General features: G+C 43.2%; 19 protein-coding genes. 12 read left to right on the plus strand and 7 right to left on the minus strand.

Going from position 1 to position 20,888, the window contains the following annotated elements; genetic code table 11:
- Positions 1-24 precede the first annotated feature (24 nt).
- From AB9H30_RS12170 to AB9H30_RS12195, 6 genes are read left to right on the plus strand one after another with little or no spacing between them, the layout of a single operon-like run.
- The gene (locus AB9H30_RS12170; RefSeq protein ID WP_371194941.1) at positions 25-1,281 is read left to right on the plus strand and encodes an efflux RND transporter periplasmic adaptor subunit; all 1,257 of its coding nucleotides are present in this window, start codon (positions 25-27) and stop codon (positions 1,279-1,281) included.
- A 52-nt stretch (positions 1,282-1,333) separates the two neighbouring features.
- A complete protein-coding gene (locus tag AB9H30_RS12175) occupies positions 1,334-2,086 on the plus strand; it encodes an ABC transporter ATP-binding protein (RefSeq protein WP_371194942.1) in 753 nt (250 codons plus the stop codon).
- A 1-nt stretch (position 2,087) separates the two neighbouring features.
- The gene (locus AB9H30_RS12180; RefSeq protein WP_371194943.1) at positions 2,088-3,401 is read left to right on the plus strand and encodes an ABC transporter permease; all 1,314 of its coding nucleotides are present in this window, start codon (positions 2,088-2,090) and stop codon (positions 3,399-3,401) included.
- A gap of 11 nt (positions 3,402-3,412) precedes the next feature.
- A complete protein-coding gene (locus tag AB9H30_RS12185) occupies positions 3,413-4,618 on the plus strand; it encodes an ABC transporter permease (protein WP_371194944.1) in 1,206 nt (401 codons plus the stop codon).
- Between the two features lie 54 nt (positions 4,619-4,672).
- Complete coding sequence (locus AB9H30_RS12190) at positions 4,673-6,007, plus strand: sigma-54-dependent transcriptional regulator (RefSeq protein ID WP_371194945.1); 1,335 nt, start codon at positions 4,673-4,675, stop codon at positions 6,005-6,007.
- The gene (locus AB9H30_RS12195) at positions 6,007-7,338 is read left to right on the plus strand and encodes a PAS domain-containing sensor histidine kinase (RefSeq protein WP_371194946.1); all 1,332 of its coding nucleotides are present in this window, start codon (positions 6,007-6,009) and stop codon (positions 7,336-7,338) included. The genes AB9H30_RS12190 and AB9H30_RS12195 overlap by 1 nt, the downstream gene beginning before the upstream one ends.
- Positions 7,339-7,352: 14 nt before the next feature.
- Here AB9H30_RS12195 and AB9H30_RS12200 read toward each other — a convergent pair whose 3' ends face one another.
- The 3 genes from AB9H30_RS12200 to AB9H30_RS12210 all read right to left on the minus strand — a co-directional run bounded on the left by AB9H30_RS12200 (position 7,353) and on the right by AB9H30_RS12210 (position 10,119).
- On the minus strand, positions 7,353-8,273 hold the full coding sequence (locus AB9H30_RS12200) for a glutaminase (RefSeq protein WP_371194947.1): 921 nt from the start codon (positions 8,271-8,273) through the stop codon (positions 7,353-7,355).
- Positions 8,274-8,335: 62 nt separating this feature from the next.
- Positions 8,336-8,980 carry a response regulator gene (locus AB9H30_RS12205; RefSeq protein ID WP_371194948.1) on the minus strand — a complete coding sequence of 215 codons (645 nt, stop codon included), beginning with the start codon at positions 8,978-8,980 and terminating at the stop codon, positions 8,336-8,338.
- Complete coding sequence (locus AB9H30_RS12210) at positions 8,977-10,119, minus strand: sensor histidine kinase (RefSeq protein ID WP_371194949.1); 1,143 nt, start codon at positions 10,117-10,119, stop codon at positions 8,977-8,979. Before AB9H30_RS12210 ends, AB9H30_RS12205 begins: the two co-directional genes overlap by 4 nt.
- A gap of 193 nt (positions 10,120-10,312) precedes the next feature.
- Between AB9H30_RS12210 and AB9H30_RS12215 the strand changes: the two genes are divergently transcribed.
- Positions 10,313-11,059, plus strand: a complete 747-nt coding sequence (locus AB9H30_RS12215) for a hypothetical protein (RefSeq protein WP_371194950.1) — start codon at positions 10,313-10,315, stop codon at positions 11,057-11,059.
- Position 11,060: 1 nt separating this feature from the next.
- Here the strand turns inward: AB9H30_RS12215 and AB9H30_RS12220 are convergent, their stop codons facing one another.
- From AB9H30_RS12220 to AB9H30_RS12235, 4 genes are all read right to left on the minus strand, one after another.
- Positions 11,061-11,453, minus strand: a complete 393-nt coding sequence (locus AB9H30_RS12220; protein ID WP_371194951.1) for a TerB family tellurite resistance protein — start codon at positions 11,451-11,453, stop codon at positions 11,061-11,063.
- Positions 11,454-11,506: 53 nt separating this feature from the next.
- On the minus strand, positions 11,507-12,415 hold the full coding sequence (locus AB9H30_RS12225) for a WYL domain-containing protein (protein ID WP_371194952.1): 909 nt from the start codon (positions 12,413-12,415) through the stop codon (positions 11,507-11,509).
- A gap of 82 nt (positions 12,416-12,497) precedes the next feature.
- Positions 12,498-13,400: a histone deacetylase gene (locus tag AB9H30_RS12230; RefSeq protein WP_371194953.1), complete on the minus strand. Its 903-nt coding sequence runs from the start codon at positions 13,398-13,400 to the stop codon at positions 12,498-12,500.
- 54 nt (positions 13,401-13,454) lie between these two features.
- Positions 13,455-14,885 carry an undecaprenyl-phosphate glucose phosphotransferase gene (locus AB9H30_RS12235; protein ID WP_371194954.1) on the minus strand — a complete coding sequence of 477 codons (1,431 nt, stop codon included), beginning with the start codon at positions 14,883-14,885 and terminating at the stop codon, positions 13,455-13,457.
- 480 nt (positions 14,886-15,365) lie between these two features.
- On the opposite strand from AB9H30_RS12235, the gene AB9H30_RS12240 reads away from it, so the two are divergent.
- From AB9H30_RS12240 to AB9H30_RS12260, 5 genes are read left to right on the plus strand one after another with little or no spacing between them, the layout of a single operon-like run.
- Positions 15,366-16,577 carry an outer membrane beta-barrel protein gene (locus tag AB9H30_RS12240; protein ID WP_371194955.1) on the plus strand — a complete coding sequence of 404 codons (1,212 nt, stop codon included), beginning with the start codon at positions 15,366-15,368 and terminating at the stop codon, positions 16,575-16,577.
- A gap of 33 nt (positions 16,578-16,610) precedes the next feature.
- Entirely contained in the window at positions 16,611-17,159 is a 549-nt protein-coding gene (locus tag AB9H30_RS12245; protein WP_371194956.1) for a polysaccharide biosynthesis/export family protein, read from the plus strand.
- A gap of 17 nt (positions 17,160-17,176) precedes the next feature.
- Positions 17,177-19,426, plus strand: coding sequence for a GumC family protein (locus AB9H30_RS12250; RefSeq protein WP_371194957.1), 2,250 nt, complete (start codon positions 17,177-17,179; stop codon positions 19,424-19,426).
- Positions 19,423-20,151, plus strand: a complete 729-nt coding sequence (locus AB9H30_RS12255) for a tyrosine-protein phosphatase (protein WP_371194958.1) — start codon at positions 19,423-19,425, stop codon at positions 20,149-20,151. The genes AB9H30_RS12250 and AB9H30_RS12255 overlap by 4 nt, the downstream gene beginning before the upstream one ends.
- 5 nt (positions 20,152-20,156) lie before the next feature.
- Positions 20,157-20,888, plus strand: a complete 732-nt coding sequence (locus tag AB9H30_RS12260) for a VpsP family polysaccharide biosynthesis protein (RefSeq protein WP_371194959.1) — start codon at positions 20,157-20,159, stop codon at positions 20,886-20,888.

The raw sequence follows: 20,888 nt of genomic DNA on the forward strand, positions 1-20,888 counted from the left end.
TTTTAAAATATAGGTTAAATGGACATGATAAGAGATACCAGCGCAACCGACACGGCAGTCGCCCCAAAGAGTCAGAAGCTTAAGGTAGCTATCATTATTGTTGTAGCAATAATAGTTATCGCTCTGGGTATTAGCGCGCTGACGGGCGTCACAACCGCCACTCGCTCTATTGATCGGAGCTCGGTTCAAATTGCCACTTTAGAAGTGGGTGATTTGGTCAGAGATGTACTTTCCACTGGCAGAATTGTTGCCGCCAATGCACCTCAACTCTATAGCCCCGAGCAAGGATTTGTATCGCTGCGAGTCAAAGCCGGTGATGCGGTCGAAAAAGGCCAGATAGTGGCGGTGGTTGACAGTCCTGAGCTGCAAAACCAGCTTAAACAAGAGCTCTCAGAGCAAGATAGATTGATGGGCGAGTTAGCGCGCCAAGAGCTTGATTCGAGACGTCAAGCACTGCAACTCAGCAAGCTATTAGATTTGGCCGAAGTAGATTTACAAGCCGCGCAACGAGAAGAGCGCAGGGCACAGGCGTCGATCGTAAATAACCTGATCAGCCAAATTGATCACGAGAAAGCGGTAGACGATTTAGCCAGAGCGAAGCTTAATTTCAAGCATGCGCAGCAAGAAGTTGCGCTAGCAAAAGACACCTTAGCCTTTGAACTCGACAGTGCCAAAAGTACGGTAGAGCGTCAGGCGCTGGTAGTAGAAGAGCTGGCCCGCAAAACCCAAGAACTAGAGATAATCGCTTCTGTTACGGGCGTTGTGGGCAATTTGCTCACTCAACCACAGGCCCTCGTGAATAAAAACCAGCCCCTGATGACCTTGGTCGATTTGACAGCCTATGAGGCTGAGCTGAATGTGCCAGAGACGTATGCCAGCGACTTAAGCATTGGCATGACAGTCGAAGTGAGTTTTCAGGGCAAGACAATTTTGGGGCAGCTATCGGGAATTTCACCTGAAGTCACTAATCGTGAAGTCACAGCGCGGGTGCGCTTTGATCAAGAAGAACTGCAGGGTACACGCCAAAATCAACAAATATCGGCACGAGTTTTACTCGAAAACAAGGCCAATGTATTAAAGGTCCGCCGCGGCAGCTTTGTGCAGGCAGGTGGTTTTATTGCTTACAAAGTAGAGGGTGATATCGCCACTCGCATAGACATTCAGATTGGGGCGAGCAGTATGCGTGAAATTGAAATACTCAGCGGCCTTTCTGCAAACGACCAAATTATTATTTCAAACTACAGCGAATTTGAAGGGGCAGACAGCATTTTACTTAAGTAGCATAGTAATGCTCGCCTACATCCAACGTTTTGTATAACACAGGGAATTAAACATGTTATCGATGAAAAATATTAGCAAGTTGTACCAAACTGAAAAAGTACAAACTCATGCTTTGCGCGATTTCGATTTAGAAGTGCAAGAAGGCGAATTTATTGCCGTAACAGGCCCCTCCGGCTCCGGTAAAACCACGTTTTTGAATATCGCAGGTATGCTCGAAACATTTACCTCTGGTCAATATAAACTTGACGGCGTTGATGTGGGGTCGCTATCTGACAATCAGCGAGCAGATTTACGTAATCAAAAAATCGGTTTTATTTTTCAAGGCTTTAATCTTATTCCTGATTTGGATTTATACGAAAACATTGAAGTCCCTTTGCGTTATCGCGGTATTAAGTCAGCAGAGCGTAAACGCCGCATTATGGAGTGTTTAGAAAAGGTCGGCTTAGGCAGTCGCGCGAAACACCTTCCTCAGCAGCTCTCCGGGGGCCAGCAGCAGCGTGTAGCTATTGCCAGAGCCTTAGCAGGCGAACCGCGGTTTTTACTGGCAGATGAGCCCACCGGTAACCTTGATAGTTTAATGGCACGTCAGGTGATGGAGTTACTCGAACAAATTAATGCAGAAGGCGCTACGATTATCATGGTTACCCATGACCAAGAGCTTGCCAGAAGAGCGCCGCGAAATATCCAAGTAGTAGACGGCCAGTTAGCCGATTTTACGCTGTATCAAAGCCGCAACAGCGGTGTACTTGAACCCTCGGATATTGCTGATCTAGCAAGTGCCCACAACAAATCCGCTGAGGTGTAGCATGTTAGCCTATTACATTGACCTAGCCTGGCGCAGCCTAAAACGCACGCCATTAGTATCCGCACTAATGGTAATGGCCATTGCGGTAGGTATTGGCATTACCATGACCAGTTTGTCGGTATATCACATGATGTCGATGGACCCCATTCCCAGCAAGAGCGACAAGCTGTTTGCAGTACAAACTGTCACATCCGACGCGGATGACAGTCAAGATCGAGATCGTTGGAATCGCAATATTACCTACAAAGACGCTATGGCCCTTTATCAAGCCGATATTCCTGCCAAAAAAGTCCCGATGATGCGCACCGGTTTTTCAGTCCACATGAGGTCTGGTGAGGTTAAGCCTTTTTTAGAGTCTGCAAGAGTGACCGGGCGAGATTTCTTTAGCATGTTTGAACTATCCTTCATTTACGGTGGACCATGGTCAATGGAGCAGGAAGTGGGTGCTGCACCTGTAGTAGTGATCAGTGAAGCGCTAAACAATACGCTATTTGGTGGCGCAAACTCTGTGGGCAAAGAAATATTGTTAGACGAGTACAGCTTTCAGGTCATTGGCGTGTTGCAAGATTGGGATATTCACATTAAGTATTATGATTTAACCAACGGCGCATTTAACGATGTAGAAAACTTGTTTATCCCCTTTGGTTTATTGCCGGCGCTGGAGCTGCCTACATGGGGAAATACCAACGGTTGGAAATTTGAAGAGGTCAATACCTTTCAAGAGCGATTAGCTTCAGAGCTTTGGTGGATACAGTTTTGGGCAGAGCTGCCCGATGCTCAAGCGGTGCTCGAATACGACAACTTTATTCGCGACTACATGATTGAGCAAGGGAGCCTGGGTCGCTTTGAGAGTAACGACGAGCCGCTCTATGCGATTCGAGATGTGAGTGAGTGGTTAGGCTACAACAACGTTGTCTCTGAAGATAATCAAGTGCTGGTGGGCTTGAGCTTTATGTTTTTGGTCGTGTGTCTTGCCAACATATTAGGCTTACTGCTCGGGAAGTTCTTAAAGCGTGCTCCCGAGGTTGGGGTCAGACGAGCATTGGGCGCCAATAAACGGCAAATCTTTTTACAGCATTTGGTAGAAGTTTCGATGCTGGGTTTGATTGGCGGAATTGCCGGAATAGGCATTGCGCAACTGGGCTTGTGGGGCGTGCGCCATACTTATGATTACTACAGCGCCTTGGCGACCATGGACCTATCTATGTTCTTAGCCGCGCCAGTTATTTCTATTGTTGCCTGTATTATAGCTGGTATGTATCCCGCTTGGTTGGTGTGTAAAACCGCCCCCGCCATTTACTTAAAAACCCAATAGGAGCGCCCAATATGCTAGAAATTAAACCAATTTTTAATTCGCTGCGCCGCTCTAAAGCCGGTGCAATGATGCTGCTTATACAAATTGCGATCACCGTTGCTATAGTAAGTAACGCCGCTTTTATTATTTATGATCGTATCAACTATTTGCAACAAGAAACCGGGTATCCAGAGCAGGATGTATTCAGCTTCAGTGTGCTTACCTTTGGCACCGACATCGACAAGGTTCAGCAAATACAAAAAGATGAGGACATGCTGCGCAACGTACCGGGCGTGATCAATGCGGTGCACATGAGTGAGATACCACTATCGGGAAGTGGCTCTGCTAGTTCATTTGCATTGGATGCCGATCCTACTGACAGTAAGACGGCACGCTCAGCATATGCGTTTGGCGATGAGAATATGATCAGTACGCTTGGCGTAAAGATTCTAGAAGGCCGCGATTTTACCCAAGAAGACGTAGTGATTCAGACAACACCCGATGAAATCCCTACCGTAACGGTGGTGTCAAAAGGCTTTGCCGATGATTTGTTTCCAGAGGGGGATGCGCTGGGCAGTATTTTCCATTTCGGTCCATACCCTATAAAAATTATTGGTATTATCGAAAAAATGAAGGGCCCTTGGTTAAAAGACCGCGCCGCAGATAATATGATCTTGTTTCCATTGGTGACTGAGCAAACGTTTCAAAAAATGATAGTGCGTACCGAACCCGGCCAGCGCGCCGCGGTGATGCGTCAGGTAGAGGAATTAATGCTGGCTAACTACGACCAAAGAGTGATCACCTCGCCCCAAGGTATGGACGATGCCAAACAAGAATACAACGCTTCTGACATCCTGATGATGCGCATGCTGATTGTACTTATCTCAGTATTAGTCATGGTGACGGCACTCGGCATATTTGGTTTGACAGTGTTCAATATTAATAAACGCACAAAGCAAATCGGCACGCGCCGAGCACTCGGCGCCAGAAAGTCTGCAATAGTTCGTTACTTTTTAGTCGAGAATAGCTTAATCTGTGTTTTCGGTTTAGCACTAGGTTCAATTGCTGCCATATATTTAGGACAAGCCTTGCTCACACATTACTCATTACCCGCTTTAGATAATACCTACGTTGTGGTGACGGCAGTGTGTGTGCTTTGTGTCAGTTTGCTATCTGTGTTGGTTCCGGCAAATAGGGCAGCGAATATATCTCCAAGTGTGGCGACAAGAAGTGTATAGAGAATTGTGTCACGGCAAACGAATGCGCAAGTTAGGGAGGTAAACGAGTAACTCATGGAAAAAATACTCATAGTGGATGATACCAAGGCAGTGCTAGAAGCACTGTCGCTCCTGCTCGAAATTCATGGATATGATGTGGTCACCACAAGCTCTCCTGAGCATGCGATTGAACTGGCTGATCAACTGCGAGTTTCATTAGTTATCCAAGATATGAATTTTACGGCAGACACCACATCGGGGGATGAGGGCAGGGCGCTGTTTCATGAATTTCGCGCTATAAACCCGCATCTGCCTATTATTCTGATCACCGCTTGGACTGACCTAGAGCAAGCGATTGAACTCGTCAAAGCAGGTGCTGCTGACTATATCGGTAAGCCTTGGGACGATCAAAAGTTGCTGACTAGCGTGGCAAACCTGATTGAGCTCGGTAAATCGAAACAGCAAAATGAGCGCCTTACTCGCACTTTACAAACACACAAGCCTCATCGAGACGCTGCAGAAAAAATTGGACTGATTTATGCCAGTGCTGCCATGCAAAGAGTGGTTGATATGGCAATGCAGGTTGCAAAGTCAGATATCTCGGCGCTCATTACCGGGGCCAACGGTGCTGGAAAAGAAAAAATTGCAGAGCTGATCCATGCCAATTCACCGATCAAAGAAAAGCCCTTTGTACGGGTTAATTGCGCAGCGTTGCCGGCAGACTTAATTGAGGCTGAACTTTTTGGTGCAGAGGCTGGTGCCTACACCGGTGCAAATAAAACACGAATAGGCAGGTTTGAAGCGGCTAATGGCGGCACCTTATTTTTAGATGAAATTGGTACCTTGTCGTATGCGGGGCAAACTAAATTGCTACGCGTGTTGCAAACCGGCGAATTTGAGCGTTTGGGCTCCGTCGATACTATGCAAGTAAAAGTAAGGGTGATTTCAGCGACCAACGCCAATTTACCAGAGCTGATTGCATCCGGCGAGTTTCGAGAAGACTTGTATTATCGTTTGAACGTTATTGAGCTGCATTTGCCGGCGCTGAGTAAGCGATTGGATGATATTCAGCCTCTATTGACACACTTTTTACCCGAGCGCGCATTTAGTTTGGACGCTGAAAAAGCCATGATGCAGCATACTTGGCAAGGCAATGTGAGAGAGCTCGAAAACCTCTGTAAACGTCTTGCAGTGATGAAACCTGAAGGCATCATCGAGCGCGAAGATTTGGCGTTTGTCGACATGCAGGGCAATAGTACTCAGACTGGCGTAATAAAGGAACCAACGAAAGACGAGTTACAACGGGCTATGAAGCAACACGAGGGAGTCATAGCAAGGGTCGCAAGGCACTTTGGATTGAGTCGACAAGCGCTTTACCGGCGCTTAACTAAGTTTGGTATCGAATATTAATGAAGCTTCGTTTACTGCATCGTGTGTGGGTAATTGTGCTGGTGATTTGCAGCATGGCGGTGATACCTGTGTGGTATTTTGCAGAATGGGAGCTGGTATACAAAGGATTATTTTCGGTAAGCATTTATCTCAGCGGGTGGGTAATTGCGCATTATTTATTTAAAGATGTAAACGAGGGGCTCGCTGCCCTTGAAGTGGGTTTGCTAAATCTAAAAGATGGCGAGTTTTCGACGACTTTGGTTTATCAAAATGATGATGAGCTTGGCAAACTGTGTCAGTTGTATAATCAAACAGTCGAACATCTACGCCTTGAAAAACGCTGGCTCTATCAGCGAGAACTATTGCTAGATAAGGTCACCCAAAGCTCTCCCGAAGCACTATTTTTAGTTAACGATAATCAGCAAATCATCTTCAGTAATATTGCCGCCAGACGATTCTTTGACGTACCCACAAGTCTAGACGGCGGGGAGTTAAGTCAGCTATTAGAGACTGCTCCTTCGGGCGTTAAAAGTGCCATAGAGGCAGGTAAAGACGGTTTATTCAGTATCAATTTTAGTGGTCAAGACAATCATCAAGACTCTCAAACCTGGCATATGGCAAGCGGTAATTTTGTGCTAAATAATCAAACTCACCGACTTTATATTTTAAAGCAAATGACGCGTGAAATAAGTCGACAGGAAGTGGCGGTTTGGAAAAAGGTGATTCGGGTAATAAGCCATGAATTAAATAACAGTTTGGGCCCAATCTCTTCGATGCTACACAGTGGCCGTATATTAAGCTTAAAGGTTGACGAAGACCGCTTGGCCCGAGTGTTTTCAACCATCGATGAACGTATTAAACACCTCAGTGAGTTTGTGCAAGGCTACGGTCAGTTTGCTAAAATTCCGGAGCCTAAGGTCCAGCTAATTAGCAGCCAAGCGCTGTTGAAAAATTTGTCTGATCAATGGGAGTTTACATACGACATAAGCCAAGATATACCTATCTATGCAGACCCAGCACAGTTAGAGCAGTTACTTATCAATTTACTTAAGAATGCCCATGAATCGGGTTCGCCGCGACAAGACATTCGCATTGAAATTTTTACTGCGCCAGCAATGCAAGAGACTCAAATTATTGTGACTGATGCAGGAAAAGGAATTGCTGAGGGCTCACTTAACAGTGTGTTGATCCCTTTCTATTCGACGAAGAGCAATGGCTCTGGATTAGGCTTAGCGCTTTGTCGAGAAATTATAGACGCTCACCATGGTCAAATTGTTCTGAGTAATCGCAGCACAGGTGGCTTGATAGTTAGAGTCACCTTACCTAAATTTGGCACAAATGCGGGCGTTTAAGTTTCGCTTAGCGCTTATTCACCAAACACAGACCAGCCAGTTTTAGCCGCAAGAATTTCTAGGGCTAGCGTTCCGAGTTTGCTATTACCAATGGGATCTAGGCCTGGTGACCATACCGCAATAGAAGCTTTGCCAGGGGCGATTGCTAAAATGCCACCACCCACGCCGCTTTTTCCGGGTAGCCCCACTCTAAATGCAAACTCACCTGAACCGTCATAATGCCCGCAGGTTAGCATTAGCGCATTTATGCGTTTAGCGCGCTTAGGTGACACAATCGCCGTGCCTGAATTGGGGTTAATGCCGTTGTTAGCTAAAAACAAACCTGCTTTTGCTAATTGCACTGTATTCATCGCAATCGAGCAATGATGAAAATAGGTGCCAAGGACCTTTTCAACTGGATTTTCAAAATGTCCAAAAGAAGCCATAAAATAGGCCAGTGAAGTATTTCTTGCTCCGGTTTTTTGCTCAGACCGGGCGACTTTTTCATCGATAGTGATGCTATCGTCGTCAGATAAAAAACGAATAAACTGTATGATTTCAGCTAAGGTTTCTTTGGGTTCATGACCTTGCATAATGGTGTCGGCAATCGCAATTGCACCAGCATTGATAAAGGGGTTTCTTGGCCTACCATGCTCATGCTCTAGCTGAACAATTGAATTAAAAGGGTCTCCAGAGGGTTCCCGGCCGACTCGTGTCCATACATAGTCGCCTAATTTTCCTAAGGCCAAGGTTAAGGTAAATACTTTAGACACACTTTGTATTGAAAATAAGGTATTGGCACACCCTGCGCTAAATATTTCACCGCTTGGTAAGGCAACTGTGATCGCAAACTGATTTGAGTCGACTCGCGCAAGTTGCGGAATATAGGTCGCGACTTTACCTTTATCTTCTGTGAGCAACATTTGCTCAGCGATTTCGTCGATAATACTTTGCAATATGGGCTCCGAATTGGCAGGGTATGACCTTGGTGTGGACGCCGAGTATATGCCTAAATACTTTAAATAACACCAAGTTCAATTGCTTTTAACACTGCTCTTGTGCGATCGCGAACCCCGAGTTTTGCTAATATGCTAGAGACCTGATTTTTAATAGTACCTTCAGAACGAAATAAGCTGTCTGCCATTTCTTTATTGCTGCAGCCTGAGGCCATTAGGCGCAATATTTCGGTCTCACGCTTTGACAGTGGCTCTGGTATATCAGCTGATGCAAACTCTGAGGGTTTACCCTGCAGACCAGCGATAAGGCGCTCAGTGATGGCTGGTTGAATCAGTGTATTGCCCGCGTGCACAGTTTCGATACTTTTGACTAAGGTATCTAAAGACACGTCTTTTAGTAAATAGCCCTTAGCGCCGGCTTTAATGGCCTGCATTACCGATTCATGATCATCAAAGGTGGTAAGCATGATGACCGGCGGGACGTTAGTGCGCTGCTGCAAGTTGATTAAGGTTTCAATGCCATTTTTAACCGGCATTCGGATATCCATTAAGATGACATCAATATCGTTATGCTCAGATTGCTTTTGTAGTGCTACTTCGCCATTTTCAGCTTCGGCTATCACGCTGACTTTTTCAGACATCGAGAGTAGGCTGCGAATACCGTGCCGCACTAGGGTTTGGTCATCGACCAACATCAATTTTATCATGCAAGCTGTTCAGTATTTAGGGGGATCATGACGTCGGTGATTAGCGATTGTTTACTAAGCATAAATTCAATGCTACCGCTGACCAATGCTATTCGCTCTTTCATGCCTTTTAAGCCATTGCCTGGAATAAGTGTTGCTGGCATTTTACCGTCGCTTTGAATGCGTAACTTAACATTATTGGCATCTTGCGATAGTGCAATAGACACGTGTTTACCTCGCCCATGTTTAATGGTGTTAGTGACAGACTCTTGGATACATTTCATCAGTGTATCGGCTATTTGTAGGTCGTCAATTTTTAGATTGTCGGCAAGGTCTAGGTCGATATTGAGACCAGATACCTGATCAGACATACTCTGAATAGCTGCTTTTAAATCTACTTGGCTCTTATCCCGAATATCGCTGACAGCCTCTCTGACATCGCTTAGCAATAGCTTAGCAAGCTGATGACATTGATCGATACTTTGTTTGACCTCACCGTTTGTTTTTAAGCTCGCAACCTGCAGGTTAATGGTCAGCGCTGTTAAGTGATGACCTAACAAGTCATGAATGTTTCGAGCGATTCTTACCCTTTCGCTTTGTTTACTGGCTTCTTTGAGCAAGGCCTGTGCACTGAGCAACTGTCGATTAGCATCTTCAGCTTGCTGGCGTGCCAGTTTTTCATTTACAGTTGAATTTACCATGATCACCGCGAAGATATTGAATGTCCAAAACAGTGATGCCGTTAAAAATACAAAAGTATGCTCCCAATGATAGGTAAAAACAAAAAATAAAGGCAGTGACATCAACGAACTAATAATTAACGAGCGCTTCACGCTAAAAAAGTAAGGAAGCGCGCCGGTGATAATCCCCATTAAAATGCTATTGAAGGAGAGCGGTACAACAAAGTATATGGTCACAACAATGCCAAATAAGATGACTAAAATTGCCATTCTCGAACGTGTATCGCGAGCATATTCGGTTTCTCTTATCAGGCAAAACCACAGCACGATGTAAGATAGGTAGAGTACGCTAGCGAAGGCAATTTGCAGCGCTGACAAGTCATTGTTGACCATTACCAGCAGGCTCATGCCAGTCACAACCGCCCACGTGACGAGCCCAGAGAGTTTTTCTAGTGAAAATAAAGCTTTAAAAGCAGTCATGGTCAAACGCACTCAATTAAATCTTAAATATTAATGCAAGCCTATCAGTAAAGCCTAAACATTGCCTATAGGTAAAAAGTCATAAAAAAAGTCATGACCTTTGGCACTGATGCTCAATAGATAGGTGAAGTATTGTTGAGACATTGTAAAGCGGCAAGCCAAGCATTGCCCATATTAAAACAAAGGAAAGACCATGACATATTTATACTCCGCTAATTTATGGCTACACATCGTATTTGCCGCTATTGCATTGGTATTGTTTTGGGTGCCAATATTTACGAAAAAGGGGCACTTGAATCATCGTAAATTTGGGCATCATTATAAAGTGGCGATGTACACAGTTGCATTAACTGGTGTGTTAATGGCAACGATGATGATGGCGCAACCTTTTGTAGTAAAACCTGAGTATCTAAACCATGAAAACCCAGAAGCGGTTGTTGCATACTTTCGCTCCTTAAATATATTTTTAATTTTCTTAGCGCTACTAACATTTACTACCACTCGCCACGGTATCGAAGTATTGGCAGTAAAAGACAAACGGGAGCAACTGCGCAAGTTTAACTATATTGTGCCGGTTTGGATGTTAGCTGTTGGCGGGGTGATGTTGTTTGTATTTGGCATAGTTAACAGCAACGTTCTGCATATCGCATTTGGGATTTTAGGTTTGGTAATTGGCGTGAATATGTTGCGCTATTGCTTAAAAACCTCAGTTGCCAAGCGCCAGTGGATAATAGAACACATCGGCAGCATGATAGGCTCGGGTATTGCTGCCTACACTGCGTTTCTGACCTTTGGAGGACGTACTTTATTCAGCGACCTCGGACAATGGCAGTTAGTGTTTTGGGTCGCGCCTGGCATTGTTGGTGGCATCGCTTCTTATATCGTTTGTAAGCGCTATGCACAGATGTTTGGTGTAGTGAATGAGCAAGCTGAGGTATGACTTAAGCAACCAAGCCTTTCGCTAGCACTCTATTGGAAAGAAGCGACAGAAGCTCTAATTCTTCATCGCTTCTTTTGCCGTCAGCAGCGGTAATGTCCATCGCTACTTCAAGTGACCTTGCCGCATCAATATTTAAGTCATTGCCAAGGTCTCGTAAATATTCACAGGCGTTTCCACTCGATATAGCCTCTCTTGATTCATGAATTGCCTGACTGATAAATGCTGATATGACGATGCCACTTTTCCAATCGAGAGATTCTGTGAGCGTTTCGAAATAGTCTTGTTCTGTTAGGGTGATCTTTCCGTCAATTTGGTAAAACAAAACTGACATACGAACCAAGGCTTCATTGTAGCGTTGAGAACGAGCAAATGATGTATCGGAGTTTTCAGACATAACTGCATCCTAGCTATTTTCGTTAATGTTCGACCTATCATTATAGTACAGGTTCACTTTTTTGCCCTAAATCCCGGTGCCAACTGAGGATTTTCAATTCTATCAAGGACTTGCGTATTCTTTAACGCCAGTTGACAACCTTGATGCAAAATACGCGCATCTGCTGAGCAGTCTACTTGCCATTGCCGAAGGATATAGGCCGCAAGTGCGGCTCTTACACGCATGGATTTTTCACCGTCTTTCATCGCGTAATCCATTTCAATCGCCTTAGGATTGCTGATCCCTGGGTGTGGTACTAGCACTAAATCTACAAAAGTATTGAACTGCGTGTCGGCGTGGGCGAGCTCATGTTGTTCACTCGGCGCACCAAGCTCACTGACTTCAGTAAAGCGTGTACATACAAAGTCTCTGAAAGATTTTGATTTTCCATCAAAGCCCCTCACATGCCAGCGGTGACCATTGTTAATGATGGCATGGGGTATCAATCTGCGCTGGCTTTCGCCCGAGCTTACCGATACATATTTGGCAATACAGGCCTGCTGGTTATGAATGGCGCGCATCAAAGTGGCGATAATTTCTACGTCAGGATGAATGAGCTGTACGGCTTCAAAACAATGGGTGGAAGGCTGAGAGTCACTAATGATGCCGTCGCTAAAGCCTTTACTAACTGACTGTAAAATAGTGTCAGCAGAGAATACAAATAATGGTTTAAATTGCGCAGTGCGATAGTATTGTTTTGTAGAGTGATCGAGTGAGAGGTTGTCTTCTGCTAATTCTCGGTAGGCTGCAAAATCTCTTGTGCTAGCGGCAAGCCCTGTTTTAAATCGCGCAATTAAATCTCCGCGCGAAATCTTGCCAAAGAATTGCAAATTAAAATCGATGAACGCTAAACGTTCACGCTGAGATAAGGACAAATTGACAAGGTGCTGTTCAATGAGATTATGAGTCGCGGTTAGAGTCATTACTCACCTTTGTAGTTACTGTTAATTTGTACAGAGTCTACTGGATGAATACTCAGTGTGCAATCAAAATGATTAGATTGTTTTAAAAAACTCCTGCGGCTTTGAACAACTGTAAATGCACCCCCACCAAGGCGTCTATGTCGCGCTGATATCCACCGCCTATAACCGCTGCAACAGGTAATTTGAGCTGCTCACATGCGTCAAATACCATTTTGTCACGTTTAAATACCCCGTCGGTAGAAATCAATAAATGCCCTAAGTCGTCGTTTTCATGGATGTCTACGCCGGCATCATAAATCACCGCATCAGGCTGGCTGTAGCTAAGCGCCATGCCAAGAGCCTGCTCCACTGTGCTCAAGTATTCCGCATCACTTGTGCCTTTGGCAATTGGGAAATCTAAATCAGAGATTTGTTTGCGATAAGGAAAGTTTTTCTCGCCATGCAGCGAAACAGTATAAACCGCAGGATTATTTGCAGCGAGTTTAGCTGTGCCGTCTCCTTGATGGACATCGCAGTCAAAGATCAGCACTTTATCTATATGTGAATGCTCTAGCATGCTCAGCGCCGCTAGATACAAATCGTTGACCATACAAAATCCAGAGCCATAGTTGGCAAAGGCATGATGATACCCACCAGTTAAATTCAATGCTTTGCCATGGGAAAGCGCGAGTTCGGCGGTTAATACTGTGCCGGCTGCGGCGGTAAGTGTGCGCTCTATTAACTGCTGGGACCAAGGAAATCCTATCCGGCGCATAGCCTTTGGATCTAATTTGCCCGTAGTCAATTGTTCGATGTATAAGGGTTCGTATACTCGCTGTAACTGTTCAATACTCAGAGCTTCGGGTTGATGAAATGCAGATTCGTCTAAGCCTAAAGACAGTAATTGGTCTTTAATACCCTGATATTTTTCGATAGGAAAGCGGTGCCTTACGGGCAAGTCTAACTGACTATAAATAGGATGAAATACCAAAGGGATGGCTGTCATGAGATGCCTGAATAAAGCTGCGTGTTATGTTTACTCTGAAAACGCCGCAGCGGTTTAGTATGCGTTTTTGTCCATAAATCCTTTAAACACGGTAGCAAAGATAATCTTGATATCTAACCACACCGACCAACGGTGAATATAATCCAAATCGTATTCAACCCGTTTGACCATTTTATTTATGGTTTCGGTTTCGCCTCTAAAGCCATTGATTTGAGCCCAGCCTGTGATACCCGGTTTGACCTTGTGCCTAAGCATATATCCTTCAATGAGTTTACGATATTGCTCGTTATGGGCAACCGCATGCGGACGGGGCCCGACGATTGACATTCGGCCTTGTAATACATTGATAAACTGCGGAAGCTCATCTAACGATGTGCGCCGTAAAAAAGCGCCGAATCGGGTTACTCGAACATCACCTTTAGTGGCTTGCTTAACCTCGCTACCATTGTCTTGAACGACCATGGACCTGAATTTATAGACTTTGATTTCTTTGCCGTCTAAGCCGTAGCGCTTTTGTTTAAACAATACTGGGCCTGGAGAGCTCAGCTTAAGCCCAATGGCGATGCATATCATGGGTAGGGTAATCATTGCCAAAATTATGCTGCCGAAAACAATGTCTTCTGCGCGCTTTAAAACGTTATTTGCGCCTTGAAAAGGGGTGTCAAATACGCTGAGCGTCTGCACTGAACCAACCGATTGCCAGCGCGCATTTAATAAGTTGTAAATAAAGAAGTTGGGGATGATATATACGTTACAGGTAGTGTCGCTGCATTGGTTGAGGATGTCCATAATCCGCGACTCAGCGCTCATTGGCATAGCGACGTAAATATAGTCTATTTTGCCGTCTTTAGCGGCTTCCATAGCATCTGTGATGGTGCCGGTAACATGGTTTTGAAATTCGTGGGGCAGTCTTTTTATATCTCGGTCGTCGTACAATCCGTGCAGTTGAATGCCTAAATGATCATTTTCAACGAGTTGAATCATTAGGTTATAACCAGAAGGAGTTGCGCCAATAATGGCAGCTGTGCGGCTATTGCGCCCTTGTTTGCGCTGAATAAATAAAATTTCTCTAAAAATCAGTCGCCATGCCATCAGGGATGGATAAGAAACTATTAACCAAAGCAATAGTGCTTCGTTTTTGATATTTAAAATGCTTGGGAAAAAGTATGCTAAAAGAATAATAGCGATGCTAGTGATGGTCCACGTCACGACCGTCATTTTTAACAACGCAGTGCTCGATTGCGTGCGCCACGACCGATACAGATCAAGGGTCTCGGCGCTGATATTAAAAATGATTATACCTACGAGCAGCGTGAGGGAGGTGAATGAGTTAATCTCAATCTCACGATAAATAAATGCCATATAATACAATGTTGATAGCACAATTAAATCGACCAATCTATACAAAGAAGCAAAGCTACTTTTGTTTGATTGAATAATACCGCCTCTATTAGAGGGATTGTCGATTCGTTGCTTTTTATCCATTTAGTTTACTTTGCCTAACAGTTATTGTTAAAAATCTGGATGGTAGCATGCATACTCTCAGCTGACGTTAAGTTGCAAGTGTTTACTGTTTCAAACGTTAACCAAACATAACCTCAAAATTTTGTAAATTTCCATTTCTGAATAAGTTTGGGGTCAAAGCTATGTAAAACGCAAGCAATTTCAATTGAATATATAGATGTTGTTAAGAAAATTAACAAAGATGTCGACTTTAGTCCCCTTTAGTATCCAAATACAGACACTTTTGCAGTAATTAATTGGTTTTTTCATTGGTCATTGTTCAATCTAATTTATGTGATGTATAATCGACTCAGGCGATATTTTTAAGATGTGAGTCGGCCTGAAATTAGACTTTTGCGAACTTTCAGCAGCATAATGATGCATAGCAGCTAAAATGAAGCTATTCACCAAATACCGCTACTTCGCCAAGTTAGTCTATGGATTTTGCTAAAAAGGACGATTATGAATATTTTCACCAAAGTCAGTGTCACCTTAACACTATCACTCTCTATGGTTGCTCATGGGCAGCAATTTGATGATGCGGCTACCTTCCCAGTTGGCGGATTCGACGTAACTCCAACCATAGACTTAGGCCTCCGCTATGATGACAATGTAACGAGAGCGAATGTCGACGAAATAAGCAGTTGGTCGCGTATTGTTTCACCTCAAATTACTATGGAAAGCGCTTTGGGTGCGAGCCAAGTTACTCTAGCATACAGATTGCGAGATGAGGTGTTCTTTAGTAGTTCAGAAGACAATTATACAGATCACTTCTTTTTAGCGCAGGCCAACATGGAATTTAGCGCTAGAAACAGGTTAATTGCGACGCTGAACTTTGAGGACGGACACGAAGCTAGAGGGAGTAACTTTTCTATTGGTTTTGGAGAGGCTCTTACTGAGCCTGACCAGTATAAACAATCCGAATTTGATTTGCTATATTCGTATGGAGCATTTAATGCTGATGGTCGTTTAGATATAAACCTAGATATGACTGAACTCGATTATGATATCGATACACCTGCTTATCGTGCAAGAGACAGGGAGTTAGTAAGTTTGGCGGGCACATTTTATTATCGAGTAGGTGCTGCTACTGATGCTGTATTTGATGTTAGATATACTACCATTGACTATCAATTTTCGTTTGATGATGCTAGTTCGTTAGATAGTAATGAAATATCTTATTTGATCGGATTAGAGTGGGAAGCAACAGCGCAGACATCAGGTTATGCGAAAGTAGGATATCAAGAAAAGAATTTTGACTCATCGTTTAGAGAAGATTTTGCAGGTTTTGATTGGGAGCTTGGGGTGCTGTGGGAGCCTGTAGATTACTCCAGTTTAGAGTTAACGACCCTTGCTGGTACTAATGAAACAAATGGTGAAGGTGATTTTATCCGGACGGACGCTTATTCTGCAGAATGGAGGCATCGTTGGTTAGAGAGGCTTAGGTCTTCTGTCAGAGTTTCTTATGGGACCGACAGATATGAAGGTAGATTAATTGATGATTCGAATATTCGTTCAGATGATAATATAAGGTTGAGGGCAACAGTTTATTATCAATTTAGACGATGGTTAAATCTTGAAGTTGGGTATATTTACGATGAACGAGACAGTAATAGGAACGATATTGATTTTGGTCGCAATCAATTTCTAATTAATGCACTAATTACTCTATAAGATTTCATACCTTAGTTTGGTAAAGGAGAAGTTATGCAAAATCCAATGATTAATGTTCCAAAACTATTATTTTTGTTGTTGTTCGCATTTTGGATTCAAACTGGAGTAGCTCAGACTGCTGAGGGTGAATATACTCTTGGGAGTGGCGATGTAATTAAGATTACGGTATTTGGTCAAGATGACCTGACTGTAGAGACTCGTGTCTCAAATATCGGTATCATTCGATTTCCATTTTTAGGGGATATTAGACTTGTAGGAAAGTCAGTCAATCAGGTCGAACTGCTCATTGATGAAGGTTTGCGAGGCGATTATTTAGTTGATCCATCGGTTTCAGTTACAGTCTTAGAATATCGACCATTTTTTATAAATGGTGAAGTTTCCAAACCGGGTGGCTATCCCTACCAGCACGGTTTAACTGTTGAAAAAGCAGCAGCACTTGCAGGGGGCTATACAGAGCGGGCCGCAAAAAATTCTGTTAGCATAAGGAGAAGCGTTACAGGCCGAGAGGTTTCCATCGAAGCCAGTCTTAGCGAAATTGTTATGCCAGGCGATATTATAACTGTTCCCCAACGTTTCTTTTAAGTGAGTTAAATCCTCTAATGATTAACAATCAAGTAGAACAAATTAACACTAAACTGTTTGACTCAGATATCATAGATTTCGCTCAATACTTTCAAGTCGTGAAGCGTTTTGCTTGGAGAATATTGGGATTAGCATTCTTTTTAACGCTTTTAGTTGCTTTGATAGTTCTCTCGCTCACCCCACAATTCAACGCAAAAGTTTCAATACTAATCGAAGCAGAACAAACTAACGTTTTATCTATAGAGGAAGTCTATGGGCTCGATTCAAGTAGAAAAGAATATTTTGAAACGCAATATCAGATTTTACGATCAAGGCAAATCGCGGAGCGAGTAGTCGAGCGCATGCAACTTCAGGACACAGAATACTTTGATAAAGATGTGATTGAAGAAAATCAAGGTGCAATTGTTAGTTTTGTTGAAGGAACCAAAGAATTACTAAAATCGTCACTACCATTTTTACCCCAACAAATCATACAAGAACGTACAGAAGAACAATTGCTAGACGCTCGTAAGGCTTTTGCGGTCTCTTTACTGATGAGAAGCACAGTAGTAACGCCTCTGAAAAACACTCAGGTTGTTGAAGTTTCTATCGAAACACCCAACGCTAAGTTAAGTGCAGATATCGCTAACGAGATGGCTGATGTATATATTGAAAACTATTTAGTAGCAAAGCTTGAGATGACCGAAAAGGCGACAAAATGGTTAAATGAAAGCTTGCAAGGCTTACGCACTAAGTTAGATGAGGCTGAAAAGCGACTTTCAGACTTTGATGAGGCTGAGCAATTAGTAAATGTCGACGGCGTGGTTGGACTTGCATCTGATGAACTCCAGCAATTAAGCGACCAATTAATAGATGCTCAAGTTTTATTAAACCAGAATCAGGCGATTTATGAGCAAGTAAATCGTCAAGGACTTTCTATTGCTGAACTTGCCGCCGTACCTGAAGTACTAAATCACCCATCAGTTCAATCGGTAAAAAGGGAAGAAATACTCGCGCAAAGTCGAGTTTCTGAACTTCAGGAAGTATACGGACCTAAGCACCCAATAATGATCGCTGCGACGGCTGAATTTAACTCTATTCAGAATAGTATTAGGGAACAAATTACTAATTTAGTCTCTGGCATAACCAATGAATACCGGTCCACAGAAGCTAAAGTCCGAGCGTTGCAACGCGATGTTACTAGAGCTAGAGCAGATTTCAGAACACTTTCTAATTTAGAAAGTCGTCGTAAAGCTTTGCAACGAGATGTAGATATTAACCAACAACTATATGACTCGTTTTTCACTCGCCTTAAAGAGACAGATCAACTTAGTGGATTCGAATCTGCTCATGCAAGAGTATTAGATTCTGCAAAACCCCCCTTTACTCCATCAAAGCCACGAAAGGGTCTGATAGTTGGCGTCGCTTTTGTGGCTAGCATTGGTTTGGGTGTTTTTTTAGCACTTTTTTTAGAGGCACTTAATAACGGTATACGTTCAGTTGACGATGTTGAACGTAAGTTATCGCAGCGAATGCTAGGAATTATTCCTTGGCAACCTCATGACAAAAAAGAAAGTTTGGCGTTAAGGCATTATTTTGACCCTAACCACCATATGTTTAGCGAGTCAGTTCGGACTTTACGAACTAGTCTTCAGCTACTTAACATCGAAAAGCCATCACAAACAATTCTGGTCACTTCAAGCGTGCCTAAAGAGGGCAAGAGCACCGTTTCGATAAATCTGGCTTTTGCCATGGGGCAACTAGCAAAAGTCATTTTAGTTGACACCGATTTACGTAAACCTTCGATTTCTAAACAATTTGGTTTACCAGGTTTTCAACCAGGCTTAGCGAATATTATCTCTGGAAGTCACACTTTAGATGAATGTGTGGTGTTCGACCAAGCTTCTAATGTCTACGTTTTAAGCGCAGGAACTCTCCCTCCAAACCCACAAGAGTTGCTTGCATCTGAAAAGTTTGGCCTTCTAATGAAAGAGCTTAAAGCTACTTACAGTTACATTGTAGTTGATAGTGCGCCTACACAAGCAGTAAGCGATGCTATTGTTGTTTCAAAGCACTGTGATTCGTTGGTATACGTAGTAAAAGCGGATAGCACTAGCAATAAATTGATCAAGAACGGCCTTAGCCGCTTTATTGAGATTGGCCATCGTATCGATGGCGTTGTGCTCAATCAGGTTGATATAAAAAAGGCAAGGCGTAGCGGTGAATATGCTGGGTTTTATGATCAATATGGCTACAACAGCTACCAAGCGGATGATCAAAAAAATTGATTGATTTACACAGTCATTTGTTACCCGGTATCGATGATGGGCCGCGCACAATTGAAGATACAGTTGAACTAGCTAGACAGTCACTTGACCAAGGCGTTACACATATGATCTGCACTCCGCACATTCATATTGGTGTTTTTGATAATAATAGAGAGAGTATTAAAGATGTGTTCGATAGCACAGTTAATACTTTGAGAGAAAGTGAAATTTCGATACGTCTAAGCTATTCATGTGAAGTAAGAATTGGAGTGGAAATAACAGACTGGATTTTACAGTCAAAAATACCTTTATTAGGATTTTGGGAAGGAAAAGCCGCACTTTTATTGGAACTCCCACACAGCCATATTCCGGCCGGGGCAGATAGCCTAATTAAGTGGTTACTTAAAAATAATATTCAACCAATTATTCCTCACCCAGAGCGAAACAGAGATATTTTAGAAAATTACGATAGAGCAACCTGGCTCAAAAGCCTAGGCGTCCTCTTTCAAGCAACAGCAGGCTCTTTTACTGGCACCTTTGGCAGCAATGTTGAGAGCCTTGTTTGGAGAATGCTTAATGATAACTTATTTGCATATGTTGCTTCTGATATGCACAATTTATCTAAGCGCCCCAATGAGATGTCTAAAGCTTACAAAGCGGTTTTGAATCAAAATGGTGAAAGCATGGCTAAGAATTTATTTGTAAATACGCCAAAGAAGATAACCCTTCAAACTATTTGGCAATAGCGAACATGCAAATAGATAAATTAAGAAATTTGTTTGACACAGAACTATCTCGCAAACGTCTACTTGCTTTATTTATTCTATTGCTTGCGACCGTGGGTATTTGGAATGCATTTAGATTTGGGGGGGCAGCCCTAGACTACTACTTCGTTCGTAATGCAATAGAGCTTTGGCAAAATGACGCAAACTTACAAACTAATGAAAAATATTTGGCAGCAAAACAAGCAATAGATAGCGCGGAATCAAAACATTTTTCTCATCCACTATATGCTGATCTCTCAGGTCAATTGGAAGAGTGGGGCTTTATGGCAGGTTATAAATCTGTGGAGGCTCTTCAGAATGCCAAATACGATTACTTAAGAGCGACTAAATTGAGACCAAGTTGGCCTGTAACCTGGGGGTCTTTAGCAGTTATAAAATGGCGTCTTCAGGAATTTGATGATGAAATGCTGAGCTACTTGAATAAGGCCGATGAAATGGGGCCGCAAAAACCAGAGATTCATGTTTTATTTACGGAACTAGGGTTAGCGCTATATGTATCTAACCACCCTTTCTATGTCAACGTGCGCGAGCAAACTCAGCATCGACTAATTGCTGGTTTGCGCAATAGAGAGAGTAGACAGAGAGTAAAACAAGCTATCATAAGTTACGATGCTTTAGAGTTGTCGTGCATCTGGTCTAAAAGGGACGATGAGTTAGTATATAACGATATTTTAAATTGCAAAGCACTGCAAAACTAA

Origin of the sequence: Glaciecola sp. SC05 (genome assembly GCF_041380235.1) — a bacterium.
GTDB lineage: Bacteria > Pseudomonadota > Gammaproteobacteria > Enterobacterales > Alteromonadaceae > Glaciecola.